We start from the raw sequence: 18585 nt of genomic DNA on the forward strand, positions 1-18585 counted from the left end.
ACCACAGTAATTTTCTTATTGGCTCGTTGTATTCCGTACGGAATAAGCTATTTTTATTCCGACAACATCTATCCAATGAAAAAAGCCATCATCCATGTCCTTGCCGGTCGTGAAAAGAAAATTACCGCCGAAGAAACCGTACGCCAGCCATTACCTCATAAAGATTTTCGGTTTGCAAACCCCTTTATTGTGTTACACCACATGGGGCCGGAGGTAATAGAACCCGGCCAAACTTTGCGCATCCACCCACACCCGCATCGCGGCTTCAGCCCATATACCATTATGCTACAGGGCGAAGGCTATCATAAAGATAATACAGGTAACGATGAGATTATAAAAGCCGGCGATGTACAATGGATGTTTGCAGGCAAAGGCATCATGCACAGCGAAGGCCCCACTGCCGAATTACTGCAGAAAGGTGGCGTTCAGGAACTTATTCAACTTTGGATCAATGCGCCCAAAACTAAAAAGTGGGATGAGCCTTTTTATCAGTCGGCCAAAGCAAATGAGCTACCGAAAGTACTTATTGGTGAAGGCCTCGACTTCAGTTTGGCCAGCGGAGATTATGAAGGCAAAACCGGACCTATCAAAAACTTCACCCCGGTTATTTCTATAGTTGGAAAAATAGCCACGGGAAAAGAGGCAAACTTTGAAGCCATATCCGGCTACTGGGCATTACTTTATATTATAAATGGCAGCGTCAAAGTAAACGAACAAACTATCGGTCAACACAATCTCATTGTGTTTGAAAAAGATAATGAAGAGATCACAGTGACAGCTACCGAAGATTCGCAGGTGTTATTTCTCTCTGCTAAACCTATTGACGAACCCGTATCAGCTAAGGATAATTTTGTAATGAACACGCCCGAAGAAATTGAGCAGGCATTATCAGATTATCAAAACGGCGTATTCGGCACATTAAATTACTAAAACCCCATAATAACTTTTGGTTATCACAGATTGCGTATTATGATGAAAAACCGGCAGTAATTCCTCACACCTTTGTATCATTAAAACAAAGGAAAAATGAATACCCAACATCAATTAAACAATACCGGTGGCCTGTTATTAAACATCAATGAAAATGCCCGCAAAGTTATATTTGCAGTTTGCATAGTATTATGCCTGATGCCTTTTATGAGCCCGGCAGTAGCTTTACTATTAGGCTTGGTAGTAGCACAATGTTCTGGTCACCCATATTTGCACCTCAACCACAAAGCCACCCATATTTTATTACAGATATCAGTAGTTGGTTTAGGTTTTGGCATGAATGTACATAGCGCGTTACAGGCAGGCAAGGAAGGGATTTTGTTTACCATCGCCTCCATTACCGGAACACTGCTATTTGGCACGCTGATGGGGAGATGGTTAAACATCGAGAAAAAGACTTCATTTTTGATCTCATCAGGAACGGCTATTTGCGGCGGGAGCGCAATTGCAGCCATATCACCGGTTATCAAAGCTGAAGAAAAGCAGATCTCCGTAGCATTGGGCTGTGTATTTATCCTGAACTCAATTGCGCTATTTGTTTTTCCTGTGATTGGTCATTATTTGAATTTATCACAAACCCAGTTTGGGTTATGGTGTGCTATTGCTATACATGATACCAGTTCGGTAGTTGGTGCAGCAAGTAAATACGGAGCCCACGCGCTTGAAGTAGCGACAACAGTGAAATTAGCGCGGGCATTATGGATTATCCCGGTAGCATTCTTATCTACCTTCCTGTTTAAAAACAAATCAAAAAAAGTGAGTATCCCCTATTTTATCGGCTTATTTATACTGGCTATGATAGCCAACACCTACTTACCAGTTGTAAGGTTTATGAGCCCCTACATCATCATTACAGCAAAAGCAGGCTTAACCCTTACCTTATTTTTAATCGGTGCGGGCCTTTCACGCAAAGTGTTGGCATCTGTTGGCCTGAAGCCGCTTTTACAGGGTGTGGTACTTTGGATTGCTATATCAGGTGCTGCACTGTATGCGGTGGTTCATCTCGCATAAGGCATAACAATATTTAACGTAAAGTTCATAAAATATTCCCGTTTGCTCCAACTCGCTTCAAACGCTTTTTTACTGCTTACATTTGTATAAAACATCTTCACCATGAAACCAAACACACTTGATGCCAAAGCTATTGATACCCTCCGCGATTTACCGGATATGATCCCCGTATTGCGCGAATCTTTCGAAAACTGGACTATCAAGGTTTTTGACCGTAAGCATCATGAATGCCGCAACTACATGTCGCCCAACAGGCGCGATTTTTATAAAACACTGATGATAACCGAAGGTGCCGGAGTTTTTACCATGGGGCTTAACACTTATTACATTGAGGAACCTACCATCCTTTTCATCCATCCCAATGATATTATATCGTGGAAAAACCTTTCGGATAAATCGGGCGGATATTATGTACTTTTCAAAAGGAGCTTCATTAATGATCATCCTCAATTAAAAAACACCATTGATAAATATGGTTTGTTTACCGAAAAGGATAAAAGCGTTATCCGCTTAAATAATGCAGACATGCCTGTACTTAACAGCTTGTTTGAACGAATGACTATTGAAGAGTTATCCAACAATCATTTAAAAGATGATGCGCTGCAGGCTTACATTCAATTATTAATGGTTGAAAGCATGCGGGTAGCTCATTTTCCCAAACCTGATAGTGTATCCGACGAATACCATTACATCCACCAATTTTTTCATTTGCTGGAGAAGGAAACATCGGGCATTAACTATACATCGCCCATAAAAATGAAAACTGCCAAGGAGTTTGCCGCCAATCTTTCGGTACATCCGAACCACTTAAACGCCGTATTAAAAAAATACACCGGGCAAAATGTAAGCACTCATATCCGCAACCGCCTGCTCGAAGAGACCAAAGCATTACTGGTACAAACCGATTGGACCTTGCAGGATATTGCATTCAGCATTGGCTTTGCCGAGCAGCCTAACTTTAGCTTCTTTTTTAAGAAAAACACTGGTATTACCCCTGCCGAATTCAGGAGATCATACCAGGCCACCGCATAAATTCGCCGTTTCTTTGATTTTCATAATAACCGCTTTGTTTTTGGTATAGAGCCTCCCTGCTTTTGTTGCCAACTTTGTACTGTAAACAAAAACAAATTAAAAGCAACATAAAATGAAAACTCAAAAAGTATGGTTTATAACCGGAGCCTCAAGAGGTTTTGGTTTAGAAATATCAAAAGCTGTTTTAGCATCTGGCGACAAATTAGTAGCTACTGTTCGTAAAAACCCTGAAACACTGGCTGCACAATTTGACAACAATCCCAACCTATTTGTTGTGCCCTTGGATATTACCAATGAAGAGCAGGCAAAAGAAGCGGCTGAAAAAGCTGTTGAACACTTTGGCAGGATTGATGTACTGGTAAACAATGCAGGTTTTGGATTGCTATCAGCAGTTGAAGAAGCCACTGCCGAAGAAGTAAAAAGGAATTACGAAACCAACGTATTTGGCTTACTGAACGTAACCCGTGCCATTTTACCCTATATGCGTAAAGAACACTCAGGCCATGTGATCAATATATCATCTGTAGGTGGTTTATCGGCCTATTTTGGCTGGGGTGTTTATGGCTCAACCAAGTTTGCCGTTGAAGGGCTTACCGAAGCCATGGCGCTTGAGCTTGCTCCGCTTGGCATTCATGCAACTGTTGTTGCTCCGGGCTTTTTCCGCACCAATTTCCTTGATGAAAGCTCGCTGACCCGCACATCAAATGAAATTGCTGATTACCAGGATACCGTGGGTAACATGCGGGCTTTTGCTACCGAAGCAAATTATAAACAGCCTGGTGACCCGAAAAAATTAGCACAAGCTTTTATCAAGCTTGCTGCTTCAGAAAAACCTCCGGTACACTTACCGTTGGGAAGTGATACGCTGCAACGTTTCCGTGAAAAAACAGCCGCCTTTGAAAAGGAAATTGAAGAATGGTACGATGTAGTTGTGGGTACGGACCATGACGATGTAAAACAGTCCAAATAATTGTTATACCATAAATACAATTCAATAAAATGCCTGAAAGCGTTATTCGTTATCAGGCATTTTTATTAGCCAATCACCATATTATAACCCATTGTTTGTTAAACAAGCGGATCCACACTACTTCACCACTACTTTTTATCATCTTAAGCTTCGATTAAAAAGTTTAATTTATCATTGCGGCGATCTAAATCTTACTAATTATTCCAGCTCATGCTGCCCGATCGTTCTGTCTCAATCAAATTGAAAAAAAATATTTTCTTAATTTTCCTGTGTTTCCTGCTTATGCATTACGGCAACGTAACAGCCAGCAAAATACCAAACCTCGTTTTAAGGCAATTGCCCTCGCGGAAATTGGTGGCGGCCATGCCTCATTTGATACCACTGCTAAAATATGGCTTAACAAGCTTGCAATAGACAGTAATGTTACCATAGATTATATCAGCGATACCAAAAAAATCAATAAAGAGTTCCTTAAACAGTATCAGCTATTATTGTCCAGCACCCCACTACAATACCACTACAGCAATCCATTGCTGATTTAAAACATTTCTGACTGAAGCCATTTTGCAATTTTGGGGTACATTTTACTCCCGGTATATGTAAAATGTTGATTAAATTACAGCTCTTAATCAGGCCGGTCTTTTGCCGGGTTGCCTATTATTAATGGGGTTTAAGCCCTCGCCAGGAAAACCGTTAATGAAAAAAAACATCTTATTTATTCTCGTTCTCCGTGCTTTTATATGGACATCTTCCGCTCAAACTACGCTTGGTACTCCTGCTATCAAAAACTACACTCATAATGATTATAATGCCGGAACTGAGATCTGGGACATTAAACAAGACAAGAACGGGATTCTTTATTTTGCCAACGATGAGGGTCTGCTTACGTTCGACGGGAGTTATTGGAAAACCTATCCGCTGCCTAATAAAAGCCCTATAAAGTCTGTGGCTATTGATCGCATGGGCCGTATTTATGTTGGAGGGCAGGATGAAGTTGGTTATTTTTTTCCAAATGAGTCGGGAATCCTCAAATATCATTCGCTTAAACAACGCCTGCCCAAAAAAGCAAGGCAGTTTGCCGATATCTGGGATATTGTTATCCATAATAATGAGGTATTTTTCAGAACCATTGAGTGCATCTTTGAGCTGAAAAACAACACCATGCACACATTTGATGCGCCCGGTGGCTGGATGCTGCTAAACCGGGCCGGCGGTAAATTGTTTGCTTATGATAAAGCTATCGGACTGGTTATTTTTAAAGATTCGCACTGGCAGGCCTTCGTTCAACAACCCACAACGGCGCTGAGTGTCACTGGCATCACTGAGTTTAATAAAGATACCTTACTGGTAAGTACCCGCAAAAATGGCCTCTTTATCATTGCTGGCTCGTCGCTGGTTAAAAAAAACACGGCTATTGATGGAATCCTGCTTACTGATCTTATAAACTTCATTCAAAAAATTGGCATCGACAGATACGCCATCGGCACATCAGCAAAAGGGCTGATTATTGTTGATGGTAAAGGCAAGCCAATAGACCAGTTCTCCAATAACCAGGGGTTACAAAATAATAATGTCCATGGTATATTGTTAGATAAAGATCATAATTTATGGCTTGGACTGGAAAATGGGCTCGATTTTATTAACTATAACACGTCCGTTAAAAATATTTATCCTAATCGCGAAAACCTGGTAAAAAGTAACTCGGTAAGCATTTTTAACAACAAGTTGTATATCGGAACATCAAACGGCTTATATACCGTATCGATAGGCTCGCAGCAAAAAGATATCAGCACGGCCACAGGTGCTTTTACAGAAGTGCCAAACACTAAAGGACAGGTTTTAAGCCTAACGCAAATTAACGGGCATTTATTGGCCGGTCATCAGGATGGTGTTTTACAGGTAGACGATAACCAGGCTAAACTGATTACTCCCGGCCCGGGGGCGTGGATGATGAAAGCTTTCCCTGCTTCGCAGGATGTGATAGCGGGGACTTACACCGGCTTTCAGCTCTTAAAATACAATGGTGCCGGATTTAGCTTTGAAGGAAAAATAAATGGTATTTATGAATCATTAGGAAACCTCGCGGTAGATAAGAGCAATTTTGTGTGGGCAACGCACCCCTACAGGGGTATTTTTAAAGTGCAGCTATCCACCGATAGAAAAAAGATAGTTAGTTATACGCAATATACCGAAAAAAGTGGTTTGCCATCGGCGCTGAATAATCATGTATATTTTATTAAAAACAAAGTAATAGCTGCTACCGAAAAAGGTGTTTATGAATACAATACAACTGAAGGAGACTTCACACGATCTGCATTTTACAAGCCGATATTTGGCAATTCAAAAATTGAGTTTCTTACCGAAGATGGCAAAGGTAATATCTGGTTTATCAGTAACCAACGCGTTGGCGTAATTGATTTTGGTAAACGATCTGGTAAGTTACCGTACAAGGTGATCTATTTCCCTGAATTGGCCGGGCAAACAGTAAAGGGGGCAGAGTATATTTATCCGCACGATATGGAGAACATCTTTATCGGCTCAAACAATGGTGTTTTCCATTTAAATTATCGCCAATACGTTTCATCGGAGAACAAACTCAATGTATTACTTACTACGGTAAAAGCCATAGCCGAAAAAGATAGCCTGATTTTTGGAGGATATTTTGTTAAAAACAACCGGATCGCATCAGCACAAAACACGCAACTTATTGCCTCGCTATCCAACCACTGGAATTCTTTTCATTTTGAATATACCTCTACCCTGTTTGCACAAAAAAGCAACGAGGAGTTTAGCTATAAATTAATAGGTTTTGATAAAGATTGGTCGCAATGGTCGATTAAAACCGAGAAGGACTATACCAACCTTCCTTATGGCAAATACACATTTTCGGTGAAGGCCCGTAATAATTTAGGCACAGCGTCTGCTCCCGTCAGTTATAGTTTTATTGTTGAGCCGGCATGGTATCAAACTATTTGGGCCTACCTGACTTATTTCCTGATCATTGCCTGCACTGTGTATATCGGCATAAAGGCGCAGCAAAAACGTTTCGCCTTGCATCAGCAACGCCATGAAGAGGAGCAAAAAAGGTTAAGCTACCTCCATAGCCTTGAGCTTGACAGAAATGATAAAGAGATCATTGCCTTAAAAAACGAAAAGCTTGAAGCCGAGCTAAATTACAAGAACAAAGAACTGGCCACGCTAACAATGCAAATGGTTAACCGCAGTAAACTATTGCTCAATATAAAGGACGAGCTGATGGTATTAATAAAAAAACTTAACATTCCTGATGGATCGCACCAATTCAGGACCGTGTTTAAATTATTGAGCGATACCGGGAAAAGTGACGATGACTGGGACAACTTTTCCATGTATTTTGATCAGGTGCATAATAACTTTTTAGCCACCATGAAAGCCAAGTTCCCCGGTTTAAGCTCAACCGATTTGAAACTGTGTGCTTACCTGCGGTTAAACCTGTCATCAAAGGAGATAGCGCAGCTGCTTAACATCTCGCTGAAAGGCGTGGAGATCAGCCGTTACCGCGTACGCAAAAAACTGCAATTAGCTACCGAAACCAATCTGTATGATTTTTTGATGGAGGTTACTAAACAATCCGGGTAAAACTGCTTCCAGTTTTTACTGCTTTCCAGCCATTATTAAACATCAAAGTGCTGCCATCCATAGGCATTTCTTGTTTTAAAAATGCTTTTACTCAATCCCGGCTACTTCGTATTTATTTTCCGGCGGCCCAGAATATAGCATTGCTGAAAAGCCTGGTATAATCCTTACTATCAAAAAGCACAGGCGAGTGTCCCATAAAGATGTAAATGTTACGGGCTTTTTTTTCGGGGTTAATCCATACCACAGGATGGTCACCCATGGTAATGCCATCTTTGGGTTCATAAGTTGATTCATCTACCGAGGCCAGCACATGTACATTAGGCCTTGGATCTTGGTCATAAGTGTACCACTCTTCCTTCTGAACCAGGAAAGGTGGTGATACACCCTTCATTACCGGATGGCTTTGATCTTCAATATTGACAGTACCTTTGGCAAATGTAGCTATGTAGTTTTTATAGCGGATCCCCCCCATAAAATTCCAGAACCAGTTCCACATCGCGTAACCATCAAACTCGCCCAGTAGGGTTGCGTGATGAAAGCCTATCCAGCCTCCCTTGCCTTCATCAATGTATTTTTCAAAGGCTTTTACGGCTTTTTCCTTCCAGGCATACGGCGGGTAGTCCAGCTGGATAAATAACTGATAATTAGATAAAAAAGCATCATTAATTCTATCAGTACTTTGAATATAATCGACAGAAAAATTACTGTCAGCAGCCAGCTTATCCAGCCATACTTTTGCCACTTTTGAATACTCAATATGATGCCCCCCGCTTTCATACAGGGCTATCACTTTAAAACGCGGGGCCTTTTGTGCCCACGCGCTGATAACGGTTAACAAGCAAAAATTGAAGATCAGGGCTATTTTTTTCATATCGATGATTTTTGCGTTGATGATTTATTTATAGATCCTGCCCATCGTCGGGTTATTCCAAATCGCTTTCTTAACTTCCTCCAGGTCAATAGCGCCCTGGTGGCTGTATACAACCTTCCCATCCGGGTCAATCAGCATGGTATAAGGTAAAGCTCCATCCCATTTAGGGTCTACTGCCTCTATCATCTTATATTTGTCATCGCCTGTGTAAATGTAGTTGATACCTGATGACTGCTTGCGTTGTAAAAACTTCAAAGCTTTATCTTTATTAGCCGGGTCATCAGCACTAATGCTTACAAATTCCAGGCTCCTGTCGCGGTAAAGCCTGTTTAGGGTAACCAGATCGTCAAACTCCGCAACGCAGGGACCGCACCAGGTAGCCCACAGGTTGATAAGCCTTAACCTGTCCGAATGATTTTTCACCACTGTTGCAATTCCGCTGGCGTTAATGGTATCAAGTTTTACCGGCTCCTTTGCCCATTGAATTTGCGCCTTATCTATCCAATCCTTTTTTTCGGCCCATTTAACCGAGCAGCCAAAGGTTTTGGTAACCGGTACTGCTATTTCTTTGCCTCCAAGTATCGCATCAATAGCGTTCCGAGCATCCAAAGATTTAGGTGTTTTGGCTGGGTTTTCCATATCATCTATCCGGCCATTGTAACGCAGCTTCCTGTCTTTATCAAAAACAAAAATATGAGGGGTAGCAACCGGGCCATATTTATTGGAAGCTACTTCGGTTTCGCCATCATACAGGTACGGGAAATTAAAACCTTTATCTTTCGCCCGTATCTTCATTTCTTCAAATGAATCACCTAAATCACTGTAGCCCAATTCGTCATAGCGCAACGAGGAAGGATTATTGGGATTGATTGCTACCACACCGACTCCCTTTGTCGCATAGTCGGTGGTCAGTTTGATCACCCTGCTTTCATAGGCCTGCGAGGTGGGGCAATGGTTGCACATAAAAACCACAACCAACACTTTAGCATCTCTGAACGATTGTAAAGTGTATGTTTTGCCATCAATACCTGGCAGACTAAAATCGGGCGCCTGCGCTCCTATCGCCAGTGTTTTATGTTCATCGAAGGCAAAAGAAAACATCGGCAAAACCAATAGCAGCCCGAAGATGAAACACAAACTGATCTTAAACTCCTTCATAATAGATATGGTTTACAATTAATCACTCGTTGATACTGCCAGCAGGTACCAGGCTGTATGCGGAAGCCATTGCTCGGCCCAGCGCCAGTCAGAATCTTTACCTGATACTGCATAAGGGATATTGAAATCAATATCATCCTCATTATCAAACCCTGAAGTAATACCATTTACAATACCGCCAGGTGCGTTGGTATATTCAAACGTGCCAAAAAAGCCATAAGCCGGATTATTATGCCCTGTACCCTGTAGCATACTGGCATCAAAGGGGTTCAGGCCCAGAATCCAGTTCAGCTGATCTATCGCAAAGCCGGAGAGCTGGTCATGGAAAGTCTTATCATCTTTAAACAGACTGGCAGCCATTCGTGCAGCGGTGGCCACAGAACCTAATCTCGCGTTTTCGCCCTGCCACCAGGGTGAAGCATCACTGCCATGCGGGAAAAAGAAAGCGCTGTGCCGGTTGCCCAATGTATCCTGCACCAGTTCGCGGCTGTAACCAAAGGGATTGTTCACTTCGTGGGTAATAGCCAATTCAAATTCCATTGACTTTTTTACTGCTGTTTTGATCTTTGCCTGCAGATCTGTGGACGCATAAGGATAGTAATACAGCAGGCTTACTACAGGCAAGCCGCCATCTGATGAATGAAAAAAAGGCCTGTCCTTATCATCGGCGCGCCAAAAATTTTGGTACTTATTCCACAAGCTTAGGCGGTTAAGCAAGTTGTTAGCACGCTTTTCGGCAGCAGCTTTATATATATCCTTGTGAGTTGCTTTGTATAATTCGGTAGCGGCACTCAGCGCACAATAGTCATCAAGGATATTCTCTTTTTTATCATAGTCCATTTGTGGGTTTTCCTTTTCCAGAAAAGCAAAGGCATTTTCGGCAGCTTTCAGGTAATCCGCATTACTAAACTCACCCGATGTTTGATAAGCCGAAGCCATAGCCAGCGCCGCAATAGCAATCCCCCCGCCCGATCGGTAACTGACCTGGTAAGTACGCCAGTTTTTGCCTGTGGTGGTTTTGGTAAACGACTGGTCTTTGGTTTGTTTAATCCGATAATTACCCTCGTCTGCCTGGATTACTCTGTCCTTTGGCAATTTGCCGGGGCCAGGCGACGACACGGAACGATAAAATGAACCGTTTTTAGCCTGCATCCGCACTAAATAATCAGCGCCATACATGGCTTCATCCAAAATCCTGCGGTTAAACTGGCGAAAATCAGTTCCCGGGCGAGCGTTTAGCAGCTCATATGTTTTAAACAGGCTAAACGCTGTTAAACAGATCTGCTGCGGGTTAAAATAATTGGAAAATGATAAATGCGACAAATGCTTGCCATAATCGCCGGTGGCGTCATACCAGCCGCCGTGCGCGTCAACAGTATCCGTTGTGCCGGGTAATACCAGATGATGATCGGCCTTATCCAGCAGGCCCGAACTGCGCTGCCCTTTAAAGTAATATACTACATCGGATATAGTGGCTTTTTCAAGCACATTTTTGCCAATGGTAAAAGGGTATGATGAAATTATTCCTTTAGGTGAAGCGAATTGAATTTTATAAGTCCCCGGCACGGTAAAACTGCTAAAATCAAGCGTCCAAAACTCAAAATTTTTCCATTTGCCAACCGGGCCGCTGTAAGAGATCTTTCCCGAAAATACAGCTTTACCCTTATCTGCATCAATGAGGTTAAATGATGTAAATGTAAGACGGCTGTCGGCAACTATAACGGCATGTTTTGCCTTGTTATCTTCATAACCAACGTGATTGGTTACCACTTTGATATTTTGTGCCTGTACAAAAAACGGCAGACCGAACCAAAACAAGGCAGTGGCCTTAAACAGGACATTGATGTGTTTTTTCAGACTCATATATAAAGTTAAGAAATTGCCCTGCGGTTTAAGCATGATGGTTTTGCAATATTGGTCAAAGCTAAAAGATTAAGTTTCGGCCGGATATTTTTGTGCCACTACATTAGCTCTACCGTGATTAAACACCTCAATTTGTTACAAAGTTACCTTAGCCGATTACCCGGCAAGTGCTAAGTGGGGTGTGAAAAGTCGTTTTTAAAATTCTGTGCTTAGAAACTACGACTTTGGGCTAATGACCACGTAGCACTTTATCGATAACATAATAGTAGTGGTATTGTAGTGGCTTCAAAATAGCAATTGAGTAAAGTTTGGCTGATAATTGCAGAATATAAAATTTCATCTCTTATATAAATCCAACATGAAATATATTCTACCGGACTGCCGTAAAGTTAAAATTGTTAAACAGGCTATTCCCGGCCGTGTAAGTACGGACATCCCTACATCATTAGTATAGCTGCAACGTGTTTGCGAGGTTTCGCCTGACGCCAATGCAGGTGCATTGACTGCCGATTATGCCAAAGAACGCAATTATAATTAGTAGCTTTTATTATAATCAACCTAAACCTAAAAGAGGCCGCTTGATTTCCGGGGGGCCTCTTTTGAAGATGCTTTTAAGGTTCTTTTAATCCAAGTGTCTGATAGCCGCATCGAGTAAGCGCTCATTTTTCCACCAACATCTTCCAGCATATTTCACCGCCAAGGTTACAATAATGATGAAATTGTTGCCATGACATTTTAGGTATGTATAATAATTAAATTTTTAAGCGCAATCTTTTCTTTTCAAGTAATCCAACAAATAAAACGATGATCACAGCCGTCAGAAAAGAGCGCAATAGTCCCGGAAATCCGTTATTGATAACGCCGGGATAGTTAATTTGGAACAGTTCCAGTGTAAACACCTGAAAATACGGGATCAGGTAGCAGGTTAGTGTGCTGGTACCTGCCGGTTTGCTCCAGTTAAAAGCATTTATTTTTCCTTTAACGTCTACCACGTATATCAGCATCAAAAAAGCTAACGTGGTAATTCCGGAACAAATGAATACCCAGGCGGGTGTTGAACGGATCTTGGAAATACCTTCAGTATAAGGCCTTAAAGCAAAACCCGCTACCAGGAACAAGATACCGACGACAGTTAGTGTGGCCCAAATGCGTTGTGTTTTCCCTTGTTCAACCAATTTGGCATAAATACCTGATATCACCACGCCTCCCATGGTTAAAGTCATGGTCGATGCATCGTTGATTATCCAAAACGGTTTTAAAAAGATAATAGCATTGCCGAGGAAACTGCCCGTAACATCTTTTCCTGCAATGGTTACCATCGTTTCGTCGTGCAACACGTTTACCTTTAATATGGTGTGCGCCAAAATGTTAATGGCGGCAAGCGTTATCCATGCTACGATAAGGCTATTCAATTTGCCTTTAACTGCGAAAAATATCAAAGCACAAACCAAATATGCCCATCCTATCAAACCCAATATTCCCCACCATGAAGGCTCCATACCCCGTACCTCGCCATCTTCGCCGCCTTTATAAATCACCGCCATGCCTATCAGCAAGCATAGCAATTCCCAATATCTGCAAGGTATATCTTTTAGTCTTTGCCATAGATTCCGGATAGTCAAGCCAGATCAGGAAGAATGCCATAGTAATAACCAGTGCCCATGCAGCCTTCGGAATTAATGCAGCCGATGAATTATATTCTTCAAGGTTTACATGGTAAAAACCCATAATGAGCAGCCCCGCACTGCGCACCAGGATATAAAATAACACCTGTCTCGTACTATCACTCTTTTTGATCCTGTTATTAATGGCAAATGGTAACGACAAGCCCACAATGAACAAAAACGCCGGGAAAATAGTATCAGCAAAACCCACCCTGTCTTCAAGACCTTTGGCGTGGTCTATCCATTCGGGAATATGCTGTACACCGCCCGCATCGTTAACAAATATCATCAGGAGCATAGTAATCGCACGCAATACATCTATTGATAAAAGGCGTTTGGGTAATTGCTGCATATTTTATACGAGGGTTTTCATTTAATTTTTACGGAAAATAGTGAATTATGGCTTGCGATATATAAAATATCATCGCCGTACATGCCAAATGCCAACCTCGTTTATAAAGCACTGGTATAAATCCAATGGATCATTAATGCACAAATCTATCCGATAGCATGATCAGATGCTTTTATTACAGCACTACATCACTACTACCATAGGTAACATTGTATATAAATAAAAAATTCAGCGAAGTGGGAAAGAAGGAGGTTTAGGAAGCGACGGAAAAAAAGGGAGCGGATTGGTTAGCATTGAGTACGACCGGTCACAAATGGTATAAAAACGAAAATGGGCAACCAAAGGCCGCCCATTCATTAACTGGTTTTAATGTCCAATTATTTTGCAGTTTTTCTTGCAGGGATTAATGGAACGATAATAACAGCTAAGAAAAGGGCAACTTCTAATACGGTTAACATAACTTTAATTTTTTTAATGTTTTAATTACTGAACTAACAATGTTTTCAGGAAATACAACCGTTCCTACAGGCATGCTGTGGCAGGGATGCAAGAACAATTGTATCATTCCTGCCACCAGTTAGGCTAAAAACATGCCATTAAAAAATACGTCCTATAAATCAATACTTTAAGCCTAAAAACGTCATTTTCAAAATGGATTTTTTCTTTGAAACTACCTTCAAAAACTGGTGTTTATTAAATTTAACCCAGAGTTTTGCGCTTAACGAAAAAAAATGGGCTTAAATCGAGGCAAAAAAAGCCGAAAAATTGTTTTTTGCCGAATTATTTAAAAAAAAGCGGGCAAACAAGCACAAATTTATTTTTAGAGAAAATTATTTCGCTCATTAATTTCCTAGCCTGCTTTGCGGCTATAAAAACTCATCGCCAAACTTTTTTTTGTAAAAAAACTATTCCGTGATTTTTACATATTAGAGGTCTTAGCATTTTTAAAAAAATTAACCGACAATTTGTCACAGGCATGACAAACGCAAATTTTGGCAGAAAATCTCTAACTTAAAAGCATGACAGTAACTGCCAAAGCATGACATGATATTAACAAATTCATCCTATTATGGCGTTTAATCCCCTATGCCAAACTTTTAAACTTTTGGAAGGCATTTAAGAATGGCCTTTTTCCAGATATTTACTGCTTCATGCATTTCTTTTTCGTTTAATGAGGCAAACCCTATCCGTACAAAACTGTGTTTAAATGTTTTATCATAATAATAATCATGTCCCGCACCTATGGACAGCCCCAGTTCATTAGCTTTTTCTGAAACAACGGCAGTGTCCAGATCATGAAGGTATTTAACCCATATGGCAAAACCGCCACATGGTATTTTAAAGGAAATATAATCGCCCAATTGCTCCTGTAGTAATTTGCAAAGAATATCCCGCCGTTCGTGATACAGCTTATTGGCTTTTTTCAGGTGCCTGCTAATGTCACCGTTCTTTAATAAACTTGCCATAGCTTCTTCTAACAGGTGCTCCCCCTGGCGGTCAATCAGCCTGCGTAAGCGGGTGGCCTGTAATAAAAAATTAGCCGGCGCAACCATAAAGCCAATGCGAATGCCCGGCGCGATGGTTTTGCAAAATGAACCCACATATATTACATTGCCATAATAATCGGCACTGGCCAGCGGTAAAATAGGGCCGCTAGTATAATGAAAGTCAAAGTCGTAATCATCTTCAATAATGGCAAACTGGTATTTTGCTGCCAGTTCGAGTAAACGCATACGCCTCTCCGAACTCAGCGTTACTGTAGTAGGCTGATGATGATGCGGCACCACGTACAGCATACGTACCTTTTGTGCTTTACAAATAGTCTCAACGGCATTAATATCAATACCATGTTCATCTACAGGGACAAATTCCAACCTGGCACCGGCTTGCTCAAACACCTCATTTGCACCACTGTAGCCTGGGTTACCTACAATTACAATATCATTTTTATTAATAAGTACCTGTGCGCAGAGGTAAAGTGCCATTTGAACGCCTTTGGTTATTAAAATATCGTTAGGTGTTACATGCAAGCCACGGGTTTCACCCAAAAAACGGGCAAGTTCGTTCCTTAAATTTTCGGAACCCTGCTCCAGCCCGTACATCAGGTATTTATGCGTAAAATGATAACCTGCCATCCGTCTGTATTCGCGCACCATCAGGTCGACAGGCGCTATGCGGGTATCGGGAAACCCTTCGGTAAATGTAATATTGCCATCAGGCATGTCTACAAACATGCGCTGAGGGTTGATTCTGTTTTCATCAACGTTGAACGATGTTTTATTTGCCAGGCTATGTTTCAGAACAGCTTTTTCGATAGGCCGGGGTGCAACATCGGGCAGGTTTTTAGCTATGTAAATCCCCTTACGCGCTATAACATCAACCCAGCTTTGAGCATAAAGTTCGTCATAAGCAGCTACTATTGTTTTACGATGTACGTTTAACGATGCTGCCAACACACGACTGGCAGGAAGTGCAGAGCCTGGTTTTAAGGTCCCCTGCCTGATATAATTGATAATACCGTTGCTAATTTGCAAATACACGGGCACCTGGCTGCTTTTATCTACACTTAATAAACTTTCAATTAGCATCATCCTGGACTATCTTTAATCTATTTTCTGGACTACAAGTATAGTCCAAAAGCATGGTATTTTTGATCAAAAAAAAAATAAAACTTATGCACCTTAATCAAAAAATATCATCCATATACCTAAGGTTAGCCGTTGGACTAAGCTACCTGTGGGAAGTAGCCGACCGCATCGGCTTATTTGGCCCAAACGGTCACGCACACGTTGGCTGGGGCGACTGGAAACATTTTATTGCCTATGCCAAACAGGTAATGAGTTTCCTGCCCAATGGCATCATAAATCCGCTGGCAACTATTGCAACCATTGGCGAAGGTGGTTTTGGCTTATTACTCATCCTTGGCTTATTCACCCGCATGGCAGCTATCGGGAGCGGTATCCTTAGTTTATGTTTTGCCATCGCGATGGCAATTTCCTTCGGCATCGAATCGCCTTTGGGTTATTCAGTTTTTACGTTGAGCGCCGCAAGCTTTCTGCTGGCCGGGACGTCCCAATATTCATGGAGCTTAGATAAATGGTTCGCCTCACGTATTGTGAACAAAAAGCTTACGGCTTACCAATCATTGCAAACCAATTAAAATCAGCAAACATCTTTAACCAATAAAATAATCATGGCAACTACAGCAAATACAAAAGCATCACACCTTTTAGTGATCATAGCCTTTGCTACCGTTTATATAGTATGGGGTTCAACCTATTTCTTTATACAAATGGCTATTCAGGGCTTCCCTCCCATGCTGATGGGCGCATTGCGTTTTTTTACCGCGGGTATTTTATTACTGGGCTGGTGCTACATTAAGGGCGACAACATATTTATTAAGCGCGATATTATCACCTCCGGTATCTGCGGGCTGCTTACCCTATTCGTAGCTACAGGTATAGTGATCTGGGTCGAGCGTAATATCCCCAGCGCCATGGTTGCCATTATGGTTTCTGTAAACCCGATATGGTTCATTATATTAGATAAAGCTAACTGGCGGGTAAACCTCAAAAATAAATCAACCATATTCGGCCTCATCCTCGGCTTTGCGGGAATCCTGCTCCTTTTTGGTGAAGCCTTCCTGAAATCGGTTACCGGTACTATGGACCATGCTAAATTAACAGGACTACTATTGCTACTGGCAGGCCCCGTTGCATGGTCGGCAGGGTCATTATATTCAAAAAAGAGAGGCGGTACAGCACCAGCAAGGGTAAATACATCCTGGCAAATGATCATTGCCGGTTTGGCTTTTGTACCGGCTGCTATTATTCACCAGGAGTTTAACGGATTTAATCTTGCTACCGTTCCGGCTCAGTCATGGATGGCTATCGTTTACCTTATCATATTCGGATCAATTGGGGCATTCAGCGCTTATGTATGGCTGCTGCAGGTAAGCACCCATTCGTATGTAAATCCGGTTATCGCCGTATTACTTGGGGTTTGCTTTGCACATGAAAGTATTTCGTTAATGCAGTTTTTAGGGTTAATTGTGATCTTGCTCAGCGTATTGCTTGTAAATCTTTCAAAGTATGGGAAACTTAAGTTTAAAAAACCTGTGACCAAAACAGTTGAACAAGCGGGTAACTGCACTAACCTCAACCCGGCTTCCGATTTGGAACAGATCAAAGCATTGGCTAAAATAGCTTACCGGATCTAAAACCATCTCCCTAAATAAAACTTTATGAAACTATGAACAAAACAATCATATGCAGCACATGCGGCACCCAGTTTTTAGCCGATCCCGGCGTGCCGGAGTTTTGCCCTATCTGTACGGATGATCGACAATACGTTCCGGAGAGTGGACAGCAATGGAATACGCCAGCCGAACTTAAGAACCGCACCATCAAAATAACACAGTTAAGTGAACATCTGTATGCACTCAAAATACAACCAGACTTTGCAATTGCCCAAAGAGCCCTGCTCCTTATCTCTCCGGGAGGTAACATTTTGTGGGATTGTATTCCGTACCTGGATGATGCTACAATTGAATTTATCCGGGCTAAAGGCGGATTAAAAGCTATCGCGTTTTCACATCCGCATTATTATAGTAATATGAATGATTGGGCCGCCGAATTTGGCTGCCCAATCTATATCCACCAACATGACGCTGAATGGGTACCTTTTAATTCTCCGTATATCTACTTATGGGGTGGTAACACCACACAACTTTGGGACGGCATAAGTGTAGTACATATCGGCGGTCATTTTGCGGGCAGCTGCGTGTTGCACATTGCAGGCTTTACACCCCATGGAACTATGCTTTGTGGTGATACCTTTAATATAGCCAGAAGCAAACGGCATATGGCTATTATGTACAGCTATCCTAATATTATATTACTCGCCAAGGAAGAATTTGTCAAAGCATATCAAAAAGCATCCATGCTTAATTTTGATACTGTGTATGGACCATTTGAAAACCAGGATATTGAGGGTAATGCCATTGAGATATTCACGACTTCGATGCAACGATATAAAGATGCTTACGGGCTGTGAC

At 41.7% G+C, this 18585-nt stretch carries 15 protein-coding genes; 9 read left to right on the top strand and 6 right to left on the bottom strand.

Features of this window, described 5'->3' with window-relative positions; all coding sequences use genetic code 11:
* Window positions 1-75 precede the first annotated feature (75 nt).
* The 6 genes from J3L18_RS10980 (at window position 76) to J3L18_RS11005 (ending at window position 7621) form a co-directional block, all read left to right on the top strand.
* Window positions 76-930 carry a pirin family protein gene (locus tag J3L18_RS10980; protein WP_129567651.1) on the top strand — a complete coding sequence of 285 codons (855 nt, stop codon included), beginning with the start codon at window positions 76-78 and terminating at the stop codon, window positions 928-930.
* Between the two features lie 96 nt (window positions 931-1026).
* Entirely contained in the window at window positions 1027-2001 is a 975-nt protein-coding gene (locus J3L18_RS10985; RefSeq protein ID WP_091163791.1) for a YeiH family protein, read from the top strand.
* Window positions 2002-2103: 102 nt separating this feature from the next.
* Window positions 2104-3033 (top strand): AraC family transcriptional regulator, encoded by a 930-nt coding sequence (locus tag J3L18_RS10990; RefSeq protein WP_129567652.1) that lies wholly within the window; start codon window positions 2104-2106, stop codon window positions 3031-3033.
* 112 nt (window positions 3034-3145) lie between these two features.
* Window positions 3146-4003 carry an oxidoreductase gene (locus J3L18_RS10995; protein ID WP_129567653.1) on the top strand — a complete coding sequence of 286 codons (858 nt, stop codon included), beginning with the start codon at window positions 3146-3148 and terminating at the stop codon, window positions 4001-4003.
* 269 nt (window positions 4004-4272) lie between these two features.
* Entirely contained in the window at window positions 4273-4545 is a 273-nt protein-coding gene (locus J3L18_RS11000) for a hypothetical protein (protein WP_129567654.1), read from the top strand.
* Between the two features lie 154 nt (window positions 4546-4699).
* Window positions 4700-7621 carry a ligand-binding sensor domain-containing protein gene (locus J3L18_RS11005; protein WP_189549011.1) on the top strand — a complete coding sequence of 974 codons (2922 nt, stop codon included), beginning with the start codon at window positions 4700-4702 and terminating at the stop codon, window positions 7619-7621.
* Window positions 7622-7733: 112 nt separating this feature from the next.
* On the opposite strand, the gene J3L18_RS11010 is transcribed toward J3L18_RS11005, so the two are convergent.
* The 6 genes from J3L18_RS11010 to pdxR form a co-directional block, all read right to left on the bottom strand.
* On the bottom strand, window positions 7734-8492 hold the full coding sequence (locus tag J3L18_RS11010) for a ThuA domain-containing protein (RefSeq protein ID WP_091163780.1): 759 nt from the start codon (window positions 8490-8492) through the stop codon (window positions 7734-7736).
* A gap of 24 nt (window positions 8493-8516) precedes the next feature.
* Entirely contained in the window at window positions 8517-9650 is a 1134-nt protein-coding gene (locus J3L18_RS11015) for a redoxin family protein (RefSeq protein ID WP_129567656.1), read from the bottom strand.
* A gap of 18 nt (window positions 9651-9668) precedes the next feature.
* A complete protein-coding gene (locus J3L18_RS11020; RefSeq protein ID WP_129567657.1) occupies window positions 9669-11513 on the bottom strand; it encodes a glycoside hydrolase family 9 protein in 1845 nt (614 codons plus the stop codon).
* 752 nt (window positions 11514-12265) lie between these two features.
* A complete protein-coding gene (locus J3L18_RS11025; RefSeq protein WP_208102461.1) occupies window positions 12266-13057 on the bottom strand; it encodes a hypothetical protein in 792 nt (263 codons plus the stop codon).
* On the bottom strand, window positions 13041-13529 hold the full coding sequence (locus J3L18_RS11030) for a DUF5009 domain-containing protein (protein WP_208102460.1): 489 nt from the start codon (window positions 13527-13529) through the stop codon (window positions 13041-13043). The genes J3L18_RS11025 and J3L18_RS11030 overlap by 17 nt, the downstream gene beginning before the upstream one ends.
* A 1097-nt stretch (window positions 13530-14626) precedes the next feature.
* Entirely contained in the window at window positions 14627-16120 is a 1494-nt protein-coding gene (gene pdxR, locus J3L18_RS11035; protein ID WP_129567658.1) for a MocR-like pyridoxine biosynthesis transcription factor PdxR, read from the bottom strand.
* 83 nt (window positions 16121-16203) lie between these two features.
* Here pdxR and J3L18_RS11040 point away from each other — a divergent pair, with 83 nt between their 5' ends.
* The 3 genes from J3L18_RS11040 to J3L18_RS11050 are packed head-to-tail and all read left to right on the top strand — an operon-like array spanning window position 16204 to window position 18584.
* Window positions 16204-16689: a TQO small subunit DoxD gene (locus J3L18_RS11040; protein WP_189549013.1), complete on the top strand. Its 486-nt coding sequence runs from the start codon at window positions 16204-16206 to the stop codon at window positions 16687-16689.
* A 33-nt stretch (window positions 16690-16722) separates the two neighbouring features.
* A complete protein-coding gene (locus tag J3L18_RS11045) occupies window positions 16723-17748 on the top strand; it encodes an EamA family transporter (RefSeq protein WP_129567660.1) in 1026 nt (341 codons plus the stop codon).
* 32 nt (window positions 17749-17780) lie between these two features.
* Entirely contained in the window at window positions 17781-18584 is an 804-nt protein-coding gene (locus J3L18_RS11050; protein ID WP_129567661.1) for an MBL fold metallo-hydrolase, read from the top strand.
* Window position 18585: the final 1 nt, after the last annotated feature.

It is taken from the genome of Mucilaginibacter gossypii, from assembly GCF_017569325.2.
GTDB classification, from domain to species: domain Bacteria; phylum Bacteroidota; class Bacteroidia; order Sphingobacteriales; family Sphingobacteriaceae; genus Mucilaginibacter; species Mucilaginibacter gossypii.

Bases quoted from the DNA above. Each gene is read 5' to 3' on its own strand.
- J3L18_RS11020 (WP_129567657.1), bottom strand. From the start codon at position 11,513: ATGAGTCTGAAAAAACACATCAATGTCCTGTTTAAGGCCACTGCCTTG.
- J3L18_RS11010 (WP_091163780.1), bottom strand. From the start codon at position 8,492: ATGAAAAAAATAGCCCTGATCTTCAATTTTTGCTTGTTAACCGTTATC.
- J3L18_RS11005 (WP_189549011.1), top strand. From the start codon at position 4,700: ATGAAAAAAAACATCTTATTTATTCTCGTTCTCCGTGCTTTTATATGG.
- J3L18_RS11040 (WP_189549013.1), top strand. From the start codon at position 16,204: ATGCACCTTAATCAAAAAATATCATCCATATACCTAAGGTTAGCCGTT.
- J3L18_RS11045 (WP_129567660.1), top strand. From the start codon at position 16,723: ATGGCAACTACAGCAAATACAAAAGCATCACACCTTTTAGTGATCATA.
- J3L18_RS11030 (WP_208102460.1), bottom strand. From the start codon at position 13,529: ATGCAGCAATTACCCAAACGCCTTTTATCAATAGATGTATTGCGTGCG.
- J3L18_RS11025 (WP_208102461.1), bottom strand. From the start codon at position 13,057: ATGGCGGTGATTTATAAAGGCGGCGAAGATGGCGAGGTACGGGGTATG.
- pdxR (WP_129567658.1), bottom strand. From the start codon at position 16,120: ATGATGCTAATTGAAAGTTTATTAAGTGTAGATAAAAGCAGCCAGGTG.
- J3L18_RS11050 (WP_129567661.1), top strand. From the start codon at position 17,781: ATGAACAAAACAATCATATGCAGCACATGCGGCACCCAGTTTTTAGCC.
- J3L18_RS10990 (WP_129567652.1), top strand. From the start codon at position 2,104: ATGAAACCAAACACACTTGATGCCAAAGCTATTGATACCCTCCGCGAT.
- J3L18_RS10995 (WP_129567653.1), top strand. From the start codon at position 3,146: ATGAAAACTCAAAAAGTATGGTTTATAACCGGAGCCTCAAGAGGTTTT.
- J3L18_RS10985 (WP_091163791.1), top strand. From the start codon at position 1,027: ATGAATACCCAACATCAATTAAACAATACCGGTGGCCTGTTATTAAAC.
- J3L18_RS10980 (WP_129567651.1), top strand. From the start codon at position 76: ATGAAAAAAGCCATCATCCATGTCCTTGCCGGTCGTGAAAAGAAAATT.
- J3L18_RS11015 (WP_129567656.1), bottom strand. From the start codon at position 9,650: ATGAAGGAGTTTAAGATCAGTTTGTGTTTCATCTTCGGGCTGCTATTG.